This is a genomic window from Pseudomonas sp. EA_35y_Pfl2_R111 (genome assembly GCF_963970955.1).
Taxonomy (GTDB): domain Bacteria; phylum Pseudomonadota; class Gammaproteobacteria; order Pseudomonadales; family Pseudomonadaceae; genus Aquipseudomonas.
On record NZ_CAXAOM010000002.1, the window covers coordinates 583109 to 598770 of the forward strand.

The 15662-nt window shown below is 60.2% G+C and carries 16 protein-coding genes; 7 read left to right on the forward strand and 9 right to left on the reverse strand.

Going from position 1 to position 15662, the window contains the following annotated elements; genetic code table 11:
• Nucleotides 1-83 precede the first annotated feature (83 nt).
• From AACY25_RS11265 to AACY25_RS11275, 3 genes are all read left to right on the forward strand, one after another.
• Complete coding sequence (locus AACY25_RS11265) at nt 84-1343, forward strand: MgtC/SapB family protein (RefSeq protein WP_339524581.1); 1260 nt, start codon at nt 84-86, stop codon at nt 1341-1343.
• Between the two features lie 302 nt (nt 1344-1645).
• The gene (locus AACY25_RS11270) at nt 1646-2602 is read left to right on the forward strand and encodes an alpha/beta fold hydrolase (RefSeq protein WP_339524583.1); all 957 of its coding nucleotides are present in this window, start codon (nt 1646-1648) and stop codon (nt 2600-2602) included.
• A gap of 14 nt (nt 2603-2616) precedes the next feature.
• The gene (locus tag AACY25_RS11275) at nt 2617-3507 is read left to right on the forward strand and encodes a metal-dependent hydrolase (protein WP_339524584.1); all 891 of its coding nucleotides are present in this window, start codon (nt 2617-2619) and stop codon (nt 3505-3507) included.
• A 27-nt stretch (nt 3508-3534) separates the two neighbouring features.
• Here the strand turns inward: AACY25_RS11275 and rmuC are convergent, their stop codons facing one another.
• The 4 genes from rmuC to AACY25_RS11295 form a co-directional block, all read right to left on the reverse strand.
• Nucleotides 3535-4899: a DNA recombination protein RmuC gene (gene rmuC / locus AACY25_RS11280; protein ID WP_339525000.1), complete on the reverse strand. Its 1365-nt coding sequence runs from the start codon at nt 4897-4899 to the stop codon at nt 3535-3537.
• A 177-nt stretch (nt 4900-5076) separates the two neighbouring features.
• Nucleotides 5077-5481 carry a tetratricopeptide repeat protein gene (locus AACY25_RS11285; RefSeq protein ID WP_160087476.1) on the reverse strand — a complete coding sequence of 135 codons (405 nt, stop codon included), beginning with the start codon at nt 5479-5481 and terminating at the stop codon, nt 5077-5079.
• A 381-nt stretch (nt 5482-5862) separates the two neighbouring features.
• A complete protein-coding gene (locus tag AACY25_RS11290; protein WP_339524586.1) occupies nt 5863-6615 on the reverse strand; it encodes an RES family NAD+ phosphorylase in 753 nt (250 codons plus the stop codon).
• 213 nt (nt 6616-6828) lie between these two features.
• Nucleotides 6829-7197 (reverse strand): antitoxin Xre/MbcA/ParS toxin-binding domain-containing protein, encoded by a 369-nt coding sequence (locus AACY25_RS11295; protein ID WP_339524588.1) that lies wholly within the window; start codon nt 7195-7197, stop codon nt 6829-6831.
• Nucleotides 7198-7344: 147 nt separating this feature from the next.
• Between AACY25_RS11295 and AACY25_RS11300 the strand changes: the two genes are divergently transcribed.
• From AACY25_RS11300 to AACY25_RS11310, 3 genes are read left to right on the forward strand one after another with little or no spacing between them, the layout of a single operon-like run.
• Nucleotides 7345-9933 (forward strand): YdbH domain-containing protein, encoded by a 2589-nt coding sequence (locus AACY25_RS11300; RefSeq protein ID WP_339524589.1) that lies wholly within the window; start codon nt 7345-7347, stop codon nt 9931-9933.
• 15 nt (nt 9934-9948) lie between these two features.
• Nucleotides 9949-10140: a YnbE family lipoprotein gene (locus AACY25_RS11305; protein WP_090252927.1), complete on the forward strand. Its 192-nt coding sequence runs from the start codon at nt 9949-9951 to the stop codon at nt 10138-10140.
• A gap of 11 nt (nt 10141-10151) precedes the next feature.
• Entirely contained in the window at nt 10152-10496 is a 345-nt protein-coding gene (locus tag AACY25_RS11310; RefSeq protein ID WP_339524591.1) for a YdbL family protein, read from the forward strand.
• An 83-nt stretch (nt 10497-10579) separates the two neighbouring features.
• On the opposite strand, the gene AACY25_RS11315 is transcribed toward AACY25_RS11310, so the two are convergent.
• The 5 genes from AACY25_RS11315 to oscA all read right to left on the reverse strand — a co-directional run bounded on the left by AACY25_RS11315 (nt 10580) and on the right by oscA (nt 14785).
• Nucleotides 10580-11572, reverse strand: coding sequence for a sulfate/molybdate ABC transporter ATP-binding protein (locus AACY25_RS11315; protein WP_339524592.1), 993 nt, complete (start codon nt 11570-11572; stop codon nt 10580-10582).
• A 3-nt stretch (nt 11573-11575) separates the two neighbouring features.
• Nucleotides 11576-12448 carry a sulfate ABC transporter permease subunit CysW gene (gene cysW, locus AACY25_RS11320; protein WP_339524593.1) on the reverse strand — a complete coding sequence of 291 codons (873 nt, stop codon included), beginning with the start codon at nt 12446-12448 and terminating at the stop codon, nt 11576-11578.
• A gap of 10 nt (nt 12449-12458) precedes the next feature.
• Nucleotides 12459-13277 (reverse strand): sulfate ABC transporter permease subunit CysT, encoded by an 819-nt coding sequence (gene cysT / locus AACY25_RS11325; protein WP_339524594.1) that lies wholly within the window; start codon nt 13275-13277, stop codon nt 12459-12461.
• 153 nt (nt 13278-13430) lie between these two features.
• The gene (locus AACY25_RS11330; protein WP_339524595.1) at nt 13431-14429 is read right to left on the reverse strand and encodes a sulfate ABC transporter substrate-binding protein; all 999 of its coding nucleotides are present in this window, start codon (nt 14427-14429) and stop codon (nt 13431-13433) included.
• Nucleotides 14430-14602: 173 nt separating this feature from the next.
• Entirely contained in the window at nt 14603-14785 is a 183-nt protein-coding gene (oscA, locus tag AACY25_RS11335) for a sulfur starvation response protein OscA (protein ID WP_339524596.1), read from the reverse strand.
• A gap of 259 nt (nt 14786-15044) precedes the next feature.
• Between oscA and AACY25_RS11340 the strand changes: the two genes are divergently transcribed.
• On the forward strand, nt 15045-15626 hold the full coding sequence (locus AACY25_RS11340) for an alpha/beta hydrolase (RefSeq protein ID WP_339524598.1): 582 nt from the start codon (nt 15045-15047) through the stop codon (nt 15624-15626).
• The last annotated feature ends 36 nt before the right edge of the window (nt 15627-15662 follow it).

Below are 15662 nucleotides of genomic sequence, written 5' to 3' on the forward strand. Positions count from 1 at the left end.
GACGACACAGCAGACTGACCTGCCGCAATACAGCGCGGGGCTCACTGGCTAGACTGCCAGCATTGCCCGCTCAGGACGCGCCCATGCCGGAAGCCCTCGACACCCTGCTGAATTTCGCCAGCGCCCTGGCCGCCGGCCTGTTGATTGGCGCCGAACGCGGCTGGCAGGGACGCAATACCGAGGACACGCAGCTGGTCGCGGGGATTCGCACCTTTGCCCTGAGCAGCCTGCTCGGCGCCTTTGCCATGCTGCTCGGCGAGCACTTCGGCGTAGTCGCCTGGGCGGTGATCTTCAGCGGCTTTGCCTTGCTGGTGGTCGCCTCCTACTTCGGCGAACTGCAACGCCTGGGCGACTTGGGCCTGACCAGCGAAGTGGCGCTGTTGATCACCTTTCTGCTCGGCAGCCTGGCCATGGCCGGTTATGCCGGGCTGGCGGCGGCCGGCGCAGTGGCGGTGGCACTGCTGCTAAGCCTCAAACAATCCTTGCACGGCGCCCTGCAGCGGCTCAGCGAGGCGGAAGTGTCCGGCGCACTGAAGCTGCTGTTTATTTCCCTGGTGTTGCTACCAGCGCTGCCCAATCAGGGTTACGGCCCGTGGCAAGCCTTCAACCCCTACGCCATCTGGTGGATGGTGGTGCTGATCGCCAGCATCGGCTTTGCCGCCTATGTGGCGATTCGTCTAGTGGGCACGCGCCATGGCCTGCTGATCACCGCGCTGCTCGGCGGCGTGGTCTCGTCCACTGCGATGACCGTGACCCTGGCGCGCCTGGCTCAGGGGCGCAATCTGCAAGCAATCCTCGCCTGCGGCCTGCTCGCCACCTCGGCGCTGATGTTTCCACGCGTGCTGCTGGAAGTCGGCCTGGTCAACGCCAGCTTGCTGCCACAGCTCATCTGGCCTTTAGGTATTGCCACTCTGGTGTATGCCGGCGGCGCGCTGCTGTACTACCGCCGCGCCGGAACGGAGAGCGAAGAACAGGCTGAACCGCCGCTGAAAAACCCCTTCGAGCTGGGCCCAGCGCTGCGTTTTGCCGCGTTGCTGGCGTTGATTCTGTTGATGGTCGAAGGCGCGCAGCACTGGCTCGGCGATGTCGGCGTTTATCTGGTGGCGCTGCTCTCGGGGCTGGCCGATGTGGATGCCATCACCCTGTCGCTAGCCCGCAGCGCCAAGGGCGAATTGCATGCTCAGGTAGCGGTGCAGGGGATCTTTCTCGCCGCGCTAAGCAACAGCCTGGTCAAAGGCTTTCTGGTCGCCCTGATCGGTGGCCGCAAGCTGGCGCTGATGACCCTGCCGGTGATGGCCGGCGGTCTGCTGGCCGGCGCAGCGGCATTACTGCTGCTTGCATAGCCGCCCCTGAAAACGCCCCCAACCAAGGGCTGGACTTGCTTTGCCAAGCGGCTCATCTGCCCACGCATACCCGCGCATAGTCCTATTGCAGAGGGGTTCGAGCCTCCTCAGTAACACCGTAACAGGCCCTGCTGTTAGCCCAAAAGTTGGCTAGGCAGATACCTCCCGAGCGTCCAACACTGGCCGAGACATCAAATGATGTAACGGTCAGCCATGACAATCCGGAGACGCCGCATGCCCATCGACCTCGCCTTTATCACCCAGCGCTACTCACTAACTCTCGCTCTGCATCGGGCAATCGTATGAACGCGCCAGCAGTGCTGACATATAAAGAGCTGCAGGCCGAACAGCTGTGGGTTCAGGGCGATGAAGTGCAGCTGGCGGCCTATCGCTGGGGTAATCCGAACGGCCCGACTCTGCTGCTGGTGCACGGCTACCCGGACAACCACGAGGTTTGGCTACCACTGGTGCGCGAGCTGGCCGCCGACTACCAGATCATTGCCTATGATGTGCGCGGCTTTGGCGCATCGGATATTCCACGCAAGCGCCTGGACTATCAGCTGGCAAAGCTGGCCAATGATCTGGAAGCAGTAATCAAGGCCCTCAGCCCCGACCAGCCGGTGCATCTGGTGGCCCATGACTGGGGCTCGATTCAGGCCTGGGAAGCAGTCACCGAGCCGCGTATTCAGCCATTGCTAGCCTCCTACACCAGCATCTCCGGGCCTTGCCTGGACCATGTCGGCCATTGGATGCGCGACACGCTCAAGCAGAAGACTCCGCGCGCGCTGCTGCAGGTGCTCGGGCAATTGCTCAGTTCCTGGTATATCGCCCTGTTTCACACTCCGCTGCTGCCCGAGCTGACCTGGCGCCTGGGCCTGGACCGCGCCTGGCCCCAGCTGCTGCACAAGGTCGAAGGGCTGCGCAATGTGCCAATCAGCAGCAGCCAACGCTCCGACGGTGTGCACGGGGTCAAGCTGTACCGCGCCAACTTTATCCGCAGCCTGTTCACGCCGCGCCTGCGCCACACCCAGGTGCCGGTGCACCTAATCGTTCCGACCCGCGATCGTTTTGTGCGCCCGCAACTGTTCGACCAGCTGCAGCACTGGGCACCCACGCTGCAGCGGCGCGAGGCAAATGCCGGGCATTGGCAACTACTGACCGAGCCGCAGCAACTAGCAGCCTGGCTACGTGAGTTCACCGCTCAGGTACAAAGCAGCGCAGGCAGCAATACGCCCGCCAGCGTGAATCTGGCGAGTTGATAAGGAGAGTCGAGATGAGCGAACAGTACCGCCTGGAACAACGCAAAGTACGTTTCGACTTTGCCAATACGCCGCTGCACTGGGTGCCGAACGAGCCGGAAGCCTCGCATATCATGAACAGCCTGCATCTGATCCTGCCGGCCGGGGAGTTCTGGTTCTGCCGGGTCTACAACAAGGCCCTGCCGCTGGTCACCGATCCGCAGTTGCGCGAGGACGTACAAGGTTTCGTCAAACAGGAGGCGCAACACGCCCGCGCCCACGACAGCGCGCTAACACCCTACCTGCTGCGCCATGGCATCGACCCGACGCCGTTCACCGGACCGATCCACTGGCTATTCGAGCGTGTGCTGTGCGATTTCCCCCTGGGCAATAACGCCATCAGCCGCTTTCTGCAGCCCTGGTGGCTGCGTCAGCGAGTCGGGCTGATCGCCGCGGTGGAGCACTTTACCTGCGTACTGGGCGACTGGATCATCACCACCCGCAGCCTCGACCATGCCGACCCGGTAATGCTCGATCTGCTGCGCTGGCATGGCGCCGAGGAAGTCGAGCACCGCAGCGTGGCCCACGACCTGCACGTGCATATCGGCGGCAGCCTGCTGATGCGCTGGGTGTATATGCTGATTGCCACGCCAGCGCTGATCTTTCTGTTCAGCACCGGGATGAAAACCATGATGCGCCAGGACCCGGTCACCCGTTACCGCCCAGGCTTTCTGCGCCTGTGGTACCACCTGGGCAAGCGTGGCTTGCTGCCGCGCATGGGCAGTATCGGCAGCTCAGTATTGCGCTATTTCAACCCCAGCTATCACCCACGCACCGAAGGCGATATCCGCGTGGCGCTGGACTACCTGGCCAACTCACCGGCGGCGCAACGCGCGGCAGCAGAAAAAACCCAGGTCACGGCCTGATAGCTCGTCAACCACCAGTAGCGCGCCCTACTCGGCCGCCTCATCATCCAGCACCATCACCCCGGCCGCCTGTTCGAGCAACTCGGCAGGCAGGCTCTTGCTGGTGCGGGCGCCGAGTAGCTTGAGGTTTTCCACCCGGCTGATGATATTGCCGCGCCCGTCACAGAGCTTGTTGCGCGCGCCGGCGTAGGCCTTGTCCAGTTGCTGCAGGCGCGCGCCCATTTCATCCAGATCCTGAATAAAGGCGACGAACTTGTCGTACAGCGCGCCGGCGCGCTCGGCAATCTCGCGGGCGTTCTGGCTCTGCCGCTCCTGCCGCCACAGGCTGTCGATCACCCGCAGGGTGGCCAGCAAAGTGGTGGGGCTAACGATGACGATATGTTGATCGAAGGCCTCCTGAAACAGGCCTGGATCGGCCTGCAATGCTGCGGCGAAGGCTGCTTCGATCGGTACGAACAGCAGGACGAAATCCAGGCTGTGCAGGCCTTCCAGGCGCTGGTAGTCCTTGAGCGACAAGCCCTTCAAATGGCTGCGCAGCGACAGCACATGCTGCTTGAGCGACAGCTGCCGACTGGCGTCGTCTTCAGCGGCAATATATTGCTGGTAAGCGGTGAGGCTGACCTTGGCGTCCACCACCACCTGCTTGTCGCCGGGCAGCTGAATCAGCACATCCGGCTGGAAGCGTTCGCCATCGGCGCTCTTCAGGCTGACCTGGGTCTGGTATTCGCGGCCCTTCTCCAGGCCGGCATGTTCCAGCACCCGTTCCAGCACCAGCTCACCCCAGTTGCCCTGGGTTTTCTGGCCCTTGAGCGCGCGGGTCAGGTTGGTCGCTTCATCACCGAGACGTTGGTTAAGCTGCTGCAAACGCTCCAGTTCCTTGCCTAGGGAAAAGCGCTCGCGGGCTTCCTGCTGGTAGCTTTCTTCCACACGTTTTTCGAAGGACTGGATGCGTTCCTTGAGCGGATCGAGCAACTGGCCAAGCTGCTGCTGGCTAGTTTCAGCAAAGCGCTGCTCGCGCTCATCGAAGATCTTCCCGGCCAGCTCGGCAAATTGCGCGCGCAACTCATCGCGCGAGCCTTGCAGGTCGCTAAGGCGCTGCTGATGGCTGTCTTGTTGCTCTTTAAGTTCGGCGCTGAGAGCCGCGCGCTGGGCATCCAGGCGGCGGATTTCAGCTTCCTGCTGTTCACGCTGACTGGCCCAGGCCTGGGCGGCTTCTCGGGCGATCTGCCGTTCCTGTTGCAGCAAATCGGCCTCACGGCGCAGCGCCGCCAGTTCGGCTTGCTGATCGGCCTTGATCTCGCTGATCTCGGCGACTTCCTCGCGGCAATCATCCAGCTGCGCCGTCAGACCGGTCTGGGCCAGCTGCGCATTATTCAGACGCTCTTGTAGCAGGCTGAATTCCAGCTTCTGACTAGCCAGACGACGCTGCAGCGACCAGGCCATATAAAGAAGAGAGAGTGCTGCGGCGGCAAAGCCGAGCAACGCAGGTGCCAACGCGGTGGACAGATCGATGGGCATAAGCAGCTCCGCAGAAAAGTACTGGCAGTATAACCAGTACTCCAGGCTGCGTCAGAGCTGTTTAAGCAGTTGCTGCGCCTCTGGCGAACCCTGTCCCGCTGCCAGCTCCAGCCAATGGCGGGCCTGTTGCGGTTCATTGTTGCGCGGCTGGCTATACAGCTGGCCGAGTTCCAGCTGGGCGCCCATATCGCCGGCGCGGGCAGCCTGACGCAGCAGCTCAAAACCCATGCGCCGATCACGCGGGTTGCCGCAATCACGACAAAGCATCTGCCCCAGTCGACTCTGCGCCTGCACTACACCCTGCAAAGCAGGCTGCTTAAGTAGATGACCAGCAAAGCGTTTGACGCTAGGGGCATGACCGAGGCGAGGACTGTCCAGTAGCCAGAGCGCCACACGGGTGGGTAGGCGAGGAACCGAGGTTGAAGCGATAGGTAGTCGAGTGATTGCGCGAGGCATAAAAAGCAGTGGTAGCCGGGAAGGCGCGCAACTCTACTCCTTTTTTCGCCAAGGTAAAGCCTTGCAAAAAAGTGCCAACCAGCGGTCTAGAGCAAGCGCTCGGGTTAATCCACAGAAGCTGTGGATAACTTCGTGGATAACATGGGAGCAAGCGCTCTCAGCGCCTATGGCGTGGGGCCCAAGGTCAAACTGGTGATTTTTTCACCAGCGTAAAAAATCCATATATTTCATTGACTTATAAAATCAATAAAAAGAATCAAGGGTTTACGTCAAGCACTGCATCTTGCTTGACAAGGCGCATCGCAATTGTGCACAAGTTGCTGCGTCACGCCGTCGCACTGCCCTTTTTCAGGGCAAAACGCCCTGAAAAAGCCGCCCTGTCTAGGCCGGGCGCGGCAGGCGGCCATCCACCTGATAGGCATCCAGGCGAAAGACTCTGGGGGTATCCGGAACCTGGGCATTTTTGAAGGCGACATAGTCGTCAGTGGTTTCGCACAGCCAGCTCAGTAGGTTGCGCGGGCGCTTTTCTGCTAACGCGCCAGGGACGAATAGCGCAACATTGTTGCCCTTCAACGGGCAGCGCGCCGAACGGTATTCGAACGCCTCAACCCCTGCCCCGCGCATGGCTGCACCCACCGCCTGACAAGGTTGATAAGCGCTGGCGTGACAGAGCTCGGCCTGGAAATCCGCAAACGGCGGATGCTGCAACTGAATGCCACGCTCTACCTGATAGCGCGCCTCGAAGGTGCAATGCTCGGAAAGAATGCGCCCACTCGGCGGTGCGATGCTCATACCATCCCAGAGCAGAAAGCGGTAATACGCCGCCTCGGCCATCGCGGTGTCTATACGCAGCGCGCCGTAGAACAGGCTCGGCTCATGCACCGAGCCAAAGCGCGAGCCCCAGCGCAGCGGCGGATAACGAAAAGGGGTTTTCAACAGGTAATGCAGCGGCTCGGCACTCTGAGGCAGCGGCGGCTTGCTGGTTTCCAGCAACTCCTCGAGCAGCGCCTGTTCGGCAAGGGTATCGACCAGTTGCAGAGTGGCGACCTGGGCCTGGCTCTCGACCAGACGCACTAGGCGTCCACGCAGCGGTTTGATCTGGGCCGGGCCTTGGCAGTGTTGCCAGATATCCATGGTGGCGTTGTCCTTAACTTTTATTATTGTTGGGTACTGCGCTTGTAGCTTGATGTTTAGAAGCTGTTTAGGACCTCGCGAGCTAGAGTCATGCAAGGCGCTACGTCAGTAACAGTCTCCGGCTGTTCAAAGCGGCGAGGAAGCGAACTGGACTCGCATCCGAGCCTGTTTTTAACGCCGCAGGACCGACGCGCAGCAGGTCATAAACAGCTTCTAGCCTTTGCCACGAATCGCATCAAGGTATTCGACCACCCGCACCAACCCCTGCACCTGCATCATCAGGGATAAGGGCGGTGCATCGAGATGGCGGTTGTCGGTGCGCAGAAAATGCTGCATATCCGCCAGGTTGCCGCCGAACAGGGCGAACAGTGAGCGGTATACACGCACCAGCAGCAAGGCCAGCTCACCGGTCTTGCTGTGCACGCGCAGGCCACCCTCAGCCCAGCGCGAGATGGCCGTACGGTGTACGCCAATAATGTCCGCCAGTTCCTGCTGGGTCAGACCCAGCTGTTCACGGGTATTGAGCAGCGCCTTGGCCAGCACCGCGTCGGCGTCGGCAACCGGTCGAATCAATGCGCCCATCACGGCCCCTCCTTTCACACTGCCTGTTTTCAACAAAACTATCACTAAATGCTGTAATTACACAGAAGAGAATAACCTGTGATTGGCAGCCTGCCAGACATGGGTTAACGTCCTGCCACGCCACTCCCCCACTACGGATCAGTGCTTATGCCCAGCCGGCGCACCTGGCTGCGACTTATCAGTTGCCTGGTTTTACTGCTCATACTGCTTGGCGCTTACGGCTACCTGAGCCTGAGCCGCCTGCTCGAACGCGAGCAGATCGAAAACTTCGAGTGGCGCGGCCTGAGCCTATCCAGCCACGGTATCCAGCTTGACCAACTCAGCCTGCAGCACCCAAGCGGCGCAGTTCAGTTGCAACAGCTGCAATTGCGCTGGAGTGGATTCAGCTTGGCGCTGCCCTTCTGGCAGCAGGTACAGATCACCGGCCTGCAACTGAGTCTGCCCGCTCAATCAGAACCAGCAGCCGGTGACAGCACAGATTTTGAGGTGCCGCTTGAGCAGCTCGCCGCCGGTATCAGCCTATTGCCGCAACGCTTACAGATCGATGCGCTGCAGATCGAGCTGCCCTGCGCCGATACGCGCTGCCAGCTGCTGGGCGATCTGCTGCTACTTAAACAAGCCGAGCAGCTTGATGTGCAGCTCAATCTGCAGCACCAGCAGGATCAACTGAGTTGGCACGCGCAGTTGCAGGGCGATTCCACACGTGCAGCGCTGCAGCTAAGCCTGGCGATCAATCAACAACCACAACTGCAACTCAGCAGCAGCCTGCAACAGAGCACCGCCGGGCAACTCTGGCAAGGTGATTTCAATGGCGATCTGCAGCAAAGCGCGGTGCTGCAAAGCTGGCTAAGCCAATGGCTGCCCAACGCCACAGGCACATTGCCTGAGGCTCCGATGGCAGCGCAGCTGAAGGCAAGCTGGCAACTGCAGCTTGCCCCTGGACCACTTAACGTGGCGCAACTGCAGCAGGCCACCGGCCAGGTGCAAGCGAGCGCCAACCTGCCAGAGCCCTGGCCAATTCCCGCTATCGGTCAATTGCAGGGCAGCTTCGATTTGTCCGCCCAGGCGCTGGATGGGCAGTGGCTAGCCAATAGCCTGAGCGCCGACCTCAGCCTCAAGCAGATTGCCAATGACCTTATCAGTGGCGTACCGGTAGAGCTGTATCCCGCAACACTGCAGCTGACTATCCAGGCCACCGAAACGCCCGACAACCTTGCTCCACAACTGGTTGAGCGCGCCCTGCCCCTGCAACTGCTGCTGAGCGGCCAAGGGCGCAGCCAATTCAAACTGCAGGGCACGTTGGCCCTGGCCAATGGACTGCCCTGGGGCTTGCAACTGCTGGACAGCAGCCTTAGCGCATCCGCTCCTGCATTTCAGGCAAACGACTGGAGAATCGGCGCGCTGCAGACGCAGTTGCAACTCGACGCTTATCTGGATGCACAACAGCTGGATCTGGCCCTCGGCAAAGGCTCACAGCTCAGCTTGCAGCACCTGCGTAGTGCGGATGTGCAGGCGCAGCAAGTTAAGGCCAGCAGCAATGGGCTAAAGCTGCAGGCACAGCTGGTGGCGGGAGCACTGCAAGACTGGCAATTAGAAGGCCCCCTCGACCTCAGTGCACAGCTGCAACATGGGCAATTGCAGCCCCAGCGCTGGTACTGGCAAGGCCCCGTGAATGTCAGCCAAGTGCAAGCGGAGCTGGACGGCACACTGCGCAACGATGCAGGGCTGCAACTCAAGCTGCAGGCGCAACACAGCAGCGCCAAGGGCCTGAGCCTGCAAGCACAACTGGCGGAACTGTTTCTGCGCAGCGGCAACCCCATAAAAGGCAGCTTCACGGCATGGCCAGCCCTGCTGGACTTGAACAACGGTCGCCTGAATGCCAACGCCAGCCTGACCCTCGCCAGCGATCAACAGCTGCCCACGGTCAAACTCGAACTTACCGGCAAGGGCCTGGGCGGGATTTATGACCGCACCGCGCTGGAGGGCCTGGACAGCCACATCACTGTACGAGTCGACCCCAAACAGCTGCAGCTTGAGTTGAGCGAGCTGCGCCTGGCTCAGGCCAACCCCGGCATACCGCTGGGTCCGGTGCAGTCCAGCGGCAGCTACAGCGCCGCGCTGCAAACCCCGACCCAAGGTCAGCTAGAGCTGCGCCAGGTCGAAGCGGCACTGATGGGCGGCACGCTGCAACTGGCACCCGGGCAATGGAACCTGGCCGCCGAGCCGCTGCTGTTTCCCATACAGGTGCAGGGCCTGGAACTTGAGCAGCTGTTTATCCTCTATCCCACAGAGGGCCTGGCAGGCACCGGTACCCTCGATGGTCGCTTGCCGCTGCAGGTCAGCAGCCAGGGCATAACTATCGAACAAGGCCAGCTGGCAGCACGCGAACCCGGTGGGCGCCTGCAGTTTCACTCAGAACGCATCCGCGCCCTGGGCCGCAGCAACCCGGCGATGCAGCTGGTGACCCAATCGCTGGAGGATTTTCGCTTTACTACCCTGAGCAGCCAGGTCAACTACGATCAGCAAGGCAAGTTGGCGCTGGCCATGCGCCTGGAGGGTCAAAACCCAGCCATCGAACAGGGTCGGCCTATCCACTTCAATATCAACCTGGAAGAAGACATCCCGACCCTGCTGGCCAGCCTGCAACTGACCGACAAAGTCAGCGATATCATCAAGCAGCGTGTGCAACAGCGTATGCTGGAACGCAATGCCAAAACGGCCCCGACAGAGCCATGACCAAGGAGAAGCGCCATGCGCTTGCGTAGTTGTTTCGCCGTCCTGCTACTAGGGCTGCTCAGTACGGCCTGCACCCCGACCGTACAGCTGGCGATGCCCAATGAGCCGATCAACATCAACCTCAATGTGAAGATCGAGCACGAAATCTATATCAAGGTGGATAAAGCCCTGGACAGCATGTTCAGTGAATCCAGCGGATTGTTCTAAGGAGCCCGAGCATGAACCTCTATAAACGCCTTGCCAGCCTGTTACTGCTGCTCAGCCTGAGCCTGCCGGCCGTAGCCCTGAATCTCAACGAAGCCATGTCCGCCCTGGGCAACGCCAAAGCCAGCGGCCAACTGGGCGAAATGCCCAACGGCTATCTGGGCGTGGTGAGTAACAGCGGCCAAGCCGCCGAAATCGCCCAGTTGATCAACCAAGCACGCCGCGCCGAATACCAGAAGCTGGCGGCCCAGAACGGCATCCAGCTCAGCGATGTGGAAGCCATTGCCGGGCAGAAGGCCATCGACAAGACTCCGGCGGGACAATACATCCAGCTTGAAGGTAAATGGCAGCGCAAATAACACGATCTGCTGCGCGTCGCAGCCTCGGTGTTAAAAACAAAAAGGAGCGCATTGCGCTCCTTTTTTTATTTTACAGCCTGAACTCAGCGCTGCTGAATCACCGGCTGCCCCGCTTTCGGTTTGAAGTACAGCGTTTCACCGCGAGTGAGGTTGGCCAGGCTGAGGTGATCCTTGGCCACTTCAGCTTCAATCGGCTCAGCTTGACCTGCGACCTTGAGGGTCACGCGGGTGATCGCGCCAAGCGGGCGGATGTCACGCACTTCACCGGCCTGGTGACCTTCTTCGGCCTGGCGCGAGAGATGAATCTCGTGCGGGCGGAACAGCACGTGGGTGTCGTTGCCGACATACAGGCGGTTGGCATCGCCCAAGAAGTGATAGACGAAATCACTGGCCGGCTGCTCGTACACCTCACCCGGCGAGCCGATCTGCTCGATCACGCCCTTGTTCATCACCACGATGCGATCAGCCACTTCCATGGCTTCTTCCTGATCATGGGTGACGAATACCGAAGTCAGGTGCACTTCTTCGTGCAGACGCGCCAACCAGCGGCGCAGCTCTTTACGCACCTTGGCATCCAGCGCGCCGAAGGGCTCGTCGAGCAACAGCACTTTCGGCTCCACCGCCAGGGCACGGGCCAAGGCGATGCGCTGACGCTGACCACCGGAAAGCTGCTCGGGGTAGCGATCCGCCAGCCAGTCGAGCTGCACCAGATCGAGCAGATCGTGAACCTTCTTCTTGATCACGTTTTCGTTCGGCCGCTCGCCCTTAGGCTTCATGCGCAGGCCGAAGGCAACGTTATCGAACACGGTCATATGACGAAACAGCGCGTAGTGCTGAAACACAAAGCCGACGTTACGGTCGCGCACATCGTGGTTGGAGACATCTTCGCCGTGGAACTCGATGCTGCCGCTGTCTGGGGTTTCCAGACCGGCGATGATGCGCAGCAAGGTGGTCTTGCCGCAGCCAGACGGGCCGAGCAAAGCGACCAGTTCACCACTCTGGATATTCAGATTGATGTCGTTCAGCGCTTTGAACGCATTGAAATTCTTGCTGACGTTAGAGATTGCAATCGACATGACTTATTCCTCGCCAGCACTGGCTTTCAGGCGGTTGATACGCGACTCGCTCCACTGCTTGAGCAGCAGGATAATCACCGCCAGCAACAGCAGCAGGCTGGCGACGCTGAAGGCGGCGACGTGGTTGTATTCGTTGTAAAGAATCTCGACATGCAGCGGCAGCGTATTGGTGTAACCCCGGATATGCCCGGAGACCACCGACACCGCGCCAAACTCGCCCATGGCCCGCGCGGTGCACAGCACCACGCCGTAGATCAGGCCCCATTTGATATTCGGCAGGGTCACGTGCCAGAACATCTGCCAGCCATTGGCGCCAAGCAGGCGGGCGGCCTCCTCTTCCTGGGTGCCCTGCTCCTGCATCAGCGGGATCAGCTCGCGGGCAACAAAGGGTACGGTGACAAACACCGTGGCCAGGACGATGCCCGGCAAGGCGAAGATGATCTGGATATCGTGCTCGCGCAGCCACGGGCCGAAGAAGCCCTGGGCCCCGAACAGCAACACGTAGATCAGACCGGCGATCACCGGCGACACCGAGAAAGGCAGGTCGATCAGGGTGACCAGAATGCTCTTGCCGCGGAACTCGTACTTGCTCACGCACCAGGCTGCGGCCACGCCGAACACCAGGTTGAGCGGCACCGAAATACCCACAGCGAGCAAAGTCAGCTTCAGCGCACTGATCGCATCAGGTTCGAAAATCGCGCCAAAGAAGGTGCCAAAGCCGTGCTTTAACGCCTCACTCAGCACGATAAACAGCGGCAACACGAGGAACAGCACAAACACCAGCCAGGCGCTGATGATCAGCAGCCGGCGACCGAGCACATTGCCGCGTCGTGCGGCGTTGGCCGAGGCTGACGCGCTTAGGGTTACAGATGACATGGCGACCTCCTCAAGACTTGGCGATCTGGCGCTGCAGCAGGTTGATCAGCAGCAGCAGAATGAAGGAGACCACCAGCATCAACACGCCAATAGCCGTGGCACCGGTGTAGTCGTACTGGTCGAGCTTGACCATGATCAGCAGCGGCAGAATTTCGGTTTTCATCGGCATATTGCCGGCGATAAAAATCACCGAACCGTACTCACCAACGCCACGGGCAAAGGCCAGAGAGAAGCCTGTGAGCCAAGCTGGCAGCAACGCTGGCAGCAGCACATGGCGAAACACCTGCAGCGGCTTGGCGCCGAGGCAGGCAGCGGCTTCTTCCACTTCACGGGGAATATCGGCCAACACCGGCTGAATGGTGCGCACCACAAACGGTAGGGTGACAAAGGTCAGTGCCAGGGTGATACCGATGGGCGTGTAGGCAATCTTGAAGCCCAGGTCGGTGGCGAACTGGCCGATCAAGCCGCTGGGAGCATAGAGCGCCGTCAGCGCGATACCGGCAACGGCGGTGGGCAAGGCAAAAGGCAGGTCGATCATCGCCTCTATCACCTTGCGTCCCGGGAAGGTGTAACGCACCAACGACCAAGCCAGCAATGTGCCGATAATGCCGTTTATCACGGCGGCCGCGAAGGCAGTGGCAAAGCTCAACTTGAGCGCGGCCAGCACCCGCGGTGCGGAAATAATCGCCCAGAATTCAGCCCAAGTGAGCTGAGCGGCGTGAACAAACATGGCACCCAGAGGAATCAGCACCAACAGGCTGAGGTACACCAGGGTGTAGCCCAGCGTCAGCCCGAAGCCGGGTATGACGTGGGAAGTACGGCGAGACATGATTTGGCCTTGTGCTTGTTAAGCGACGATCTAACGACGCGTTGCGAGCGAAGGTCAGACAAGGCGAAAGCCGGCGAGGGACGCGGAGTTTACGGGCTGTAAATGAGCAGTCCCGAGCCGGCTTTCAACGCAGTATGACCGAGCGCAGTAGCGTCACTGCGCCTGATAGATCTGATCGAACACCCCACCATCGTTAAAGAACTTCGGCTGCGCGGTTTTCCAACCGTTGAAGTCTTTATCGACAGTTACCAGCTTCAGTGCCGGGAACTGTTTGGAAAACTCACCAGCAATGGCCTGATTACGCGGACGGTAAAAGTGTTTGGCCGCCAAACGTTGGCCTTCATCGCTGTAGAGGTAGTTGAGATAGGCCTCAGCCACTTTGCGGGTGCCTTTCTTGTCGACGTTTTCATCGACTACAGCCACCGGTGGCTCGGCGAGAATCGACAGCGACGGTGCAACGATCTCGAAGTTGTCGCCACCCTCTTCCTTCAGCGCCAGGAAGGCTTCGTTTTCCCAGGCCAGCAGCACGTCGCCGATCTGGTTGTTGACGAAGGTGATGGTCGAACCACGGGCACCGGTGTCGAGTACTGGTACGTTTTTGTAGAGCTGACCGACGAACTCTTGAGCTTTCGCTTCGCTGCCGTATTTCTGCTGGGCATAGGCCCAGGCCGCGAGGAAGTTCCAGCGCGCACCGCCAGAGGTTTTAGGGTTCGGAGTGATCACTTCTACGCCTGGCTTGACCAGGTCGTCCCAGTCCTTGATGCCTTGCGGATTGCCCTTGCGCACCAGGAACACGATGGTCGAGGTGTAGGGCGTGCTCGATTCCGGCAGACGCTCCTGCCAGTTTTCCGGGATCAGCTTGCCGAGCTTGTGTAGCTCGTCGACATCGCCGGCCAGGGCCAGGGTTACTACGTCGGCGCGCAGGCCATCGATTACCGCACGGGCCTGTTTGCCTGAGCCGCCATGGGATTGCTGAATGGTCACAGCTTCATGGCCCTGGGTTTGCCAGTGCTTGTTGAATGCGGCGTTGAATTCACTGTACAGCTCGCGGGTCGGGTCGTAAGACACGTTGAGCAGGGTTTCAGCGGCGGCCACCGGGCCTGCAAAAATGGCGCTGGCCAGGGCAGCGAGGACAAAACGGCGAATGGACATGGTGCAGCTCCTACTGGGACAAATACGGGGTTGGCGTTCAATGGGTCGATGCTCTAGCCACCTGCCGTGGCTATCCGGCGTGGTGCGCGTGGGCTCGACTCTTTTCATTGCACGCCCTCCGGTGGTCCGGTCGGGCTCTGTTGCGGGTGACTTACTGTTTGTGGGTAACGACTTCAGCTGCTCTTGTTGCTCTGGGCCTGCGGGCGAAACTTTTCCTTGCGCTCGATCTGCACGACCTGGCCGTTGTGCACGGTGATTTCCACCGAGCCGAACTTCAGGCCATTTAGCGCAGCCTGGATCTCGCGCAGGATGCTGGCCTCATCCTGACCTTCAAGATTTCGTAGGGTTGCGGTCATGGTAATGCTCCTTGAAATAGCCCTATAAGCGGCGAAAACTGGCCGTAGTCAGTGGGCGTGGAGCGGATAGTAGAGAGACACCAATATTCTTAAAAATATTATTTAAGAACATTTATATACCTTTTTCGCATATACCAATCCATGACCTTCTCCCGCAGAGAAATAAGATTTATGGCATAAGCAAAGAAGTTCTTATTCTTTTTGATATTCATCAGGCCTCCCTACACTGCAGCCATTCACATCTGCAGGAGGGCGCACGATGCGCAACCAAACTATCCGTTACCTGATAGTGCCGGGCTGGCAAGGATCGGCCGACGAGCATTGGCAGAGCCACTGGCAGCGCAGCCTGCCGAACAGTGCGCGGGTGGAACAAGCCGACTGGCTAAACCCCAAGCGTGAAGACTGGGTCGCCGAACTGCAGCGCAGCATCGCCAGCGATCCGCGCCCGACCATTCTGATAGCCCATAGCCTGGGCTGCATCACCGTGGCGCATTGGGCAGCTCAGGCCCCCGTGGAATCGCTGCGCCGGGTAAGGGCCGCGCTCCTGGTCGCCCCAGCCGATGTGGAACGGTCCAACTGCCCGCCAGCGCTGCAGAACTTTGCCCCGATTCCCCAACACTCACTGCCCTTCCCCAGCCAGTTGGTGGGCTCGGATAACGACACCGCCGCCAGTGCCGCACGGGCTATCGAGATGGCCCGTGATTGGGGCAGTGATGTGGCGATTCTCAGCGGCGCTGGGCATATCAATGTGAAATCGGGGCATCAGCGTTGGGAGCAAGGTTTTGCCTACCTCTACCGCCTGCAGAGCCGTATCGAACAAGCCAACCGCCGCCGCGCCTGAGATGCCAATCGCCTGAACGGCGGCAGGCCCTGTAAA

Coding starts and splice junctions, on each gene's coding strand:
- AACY25_RS11270 (WP_339524583.1), top strand. CDS start 1,646: ATGAACGCGCCAGCAGTGCTGACATATAAAGAGCTGCAGGCCGAACAG.
- cysW (WP_339524593.1), bottom strand. CDS start 12,448: ATGTCATCTGTAACCCTAAGCGCGTCAGCCTCGGCCAACGCCGCACGA.
- AACY25_RS11305 (WP_090252927.1), top strand. CDS start 9,949: ATGCGCTTGCGTAGTTGTTTCGCCGTCCTGCTACTAGGGCTGCTCAGT.
- AACY25_RS11275 (WP_339524584.1), top strand. CDS start 2,617: ATGAGCGAACAGTACCGCCTGGAACAACGCAAAGTACGTTTCGACTTT.
- AACY25_RS11340 (WP_339524598.1), top strand. CDS start 15,045: ATGCGCAACCAAACTATCCGTTACCTGATAGTGCCGGGCTGGCAAGGA.
- AACY25_RS11265 (WP_339524581.1), top strand. CDS start 84: ATGCCGGAAGCCCTCGACACCCTGCTGAATTTCGCCAGCGCCCTGGCC.
- oscA (WP_339524596.1), bottom strand. CDS start 14,785: ATGACCGCAACCCTACGAAATCTTGAAGGTCAGGATGAGGCCAGCATC.
- AACY25_RS11285 (WP_160087476.1), bottom strand. CDS start 5,481: ATGCCTCGCGCAATCACTCGACTACCTATCGCTTCAACCTCGGTTCCT.
- AACY25_RS11300 (WP_339524589.1), top strand. CDS start 7,345: ATGCCCAGCCGGCGCACCTGGCTGCGACTTATCAGTTGCCTGGTTTTA.
- AACY25_RS11330 (WP_339524595.1), bottom strand. CDS start 14,429: ATGTCCATTCGCCGTTTTGTCCTCGCTGCCCTGGCCAGCGCCATTTTT.
- AACY25_RS11295 (WP_339524588.1), bottom strand. CDS start 7,197: ATGGGCGCATTGATTCGACCGGTTGCCGACGCCGACGCGGTGCTGGCC.
- AACY25_RS11310 (WP_339524591.1), top strand. CDS start 10,152: ATGAACCTCTATAAACGCCTTGCCAGCCTGTTACTGCTGCTCAGCCTG.
- cysT (WP_339524594.1), bottom strand. CDS start 13,277: ATGTCTCGCCGTACTTCCCACGTCATACCCGGCTTCGGGCTGACGCTG.
- AACY25_RS11315 (WP_339524592.1), bottom strand. CDS start 11,572: ATGTCGATTGCAATCTCTAACGTCAGCAAGAATTTCAATGCGTTCAAA.
- AACY25_RS11290 (WP_339524586.1), bottom strand. CDS start 6,615: ATGGATATCTGGCAACACTGCCAAGGCCCGGCCCAGATCAAACCGCTG.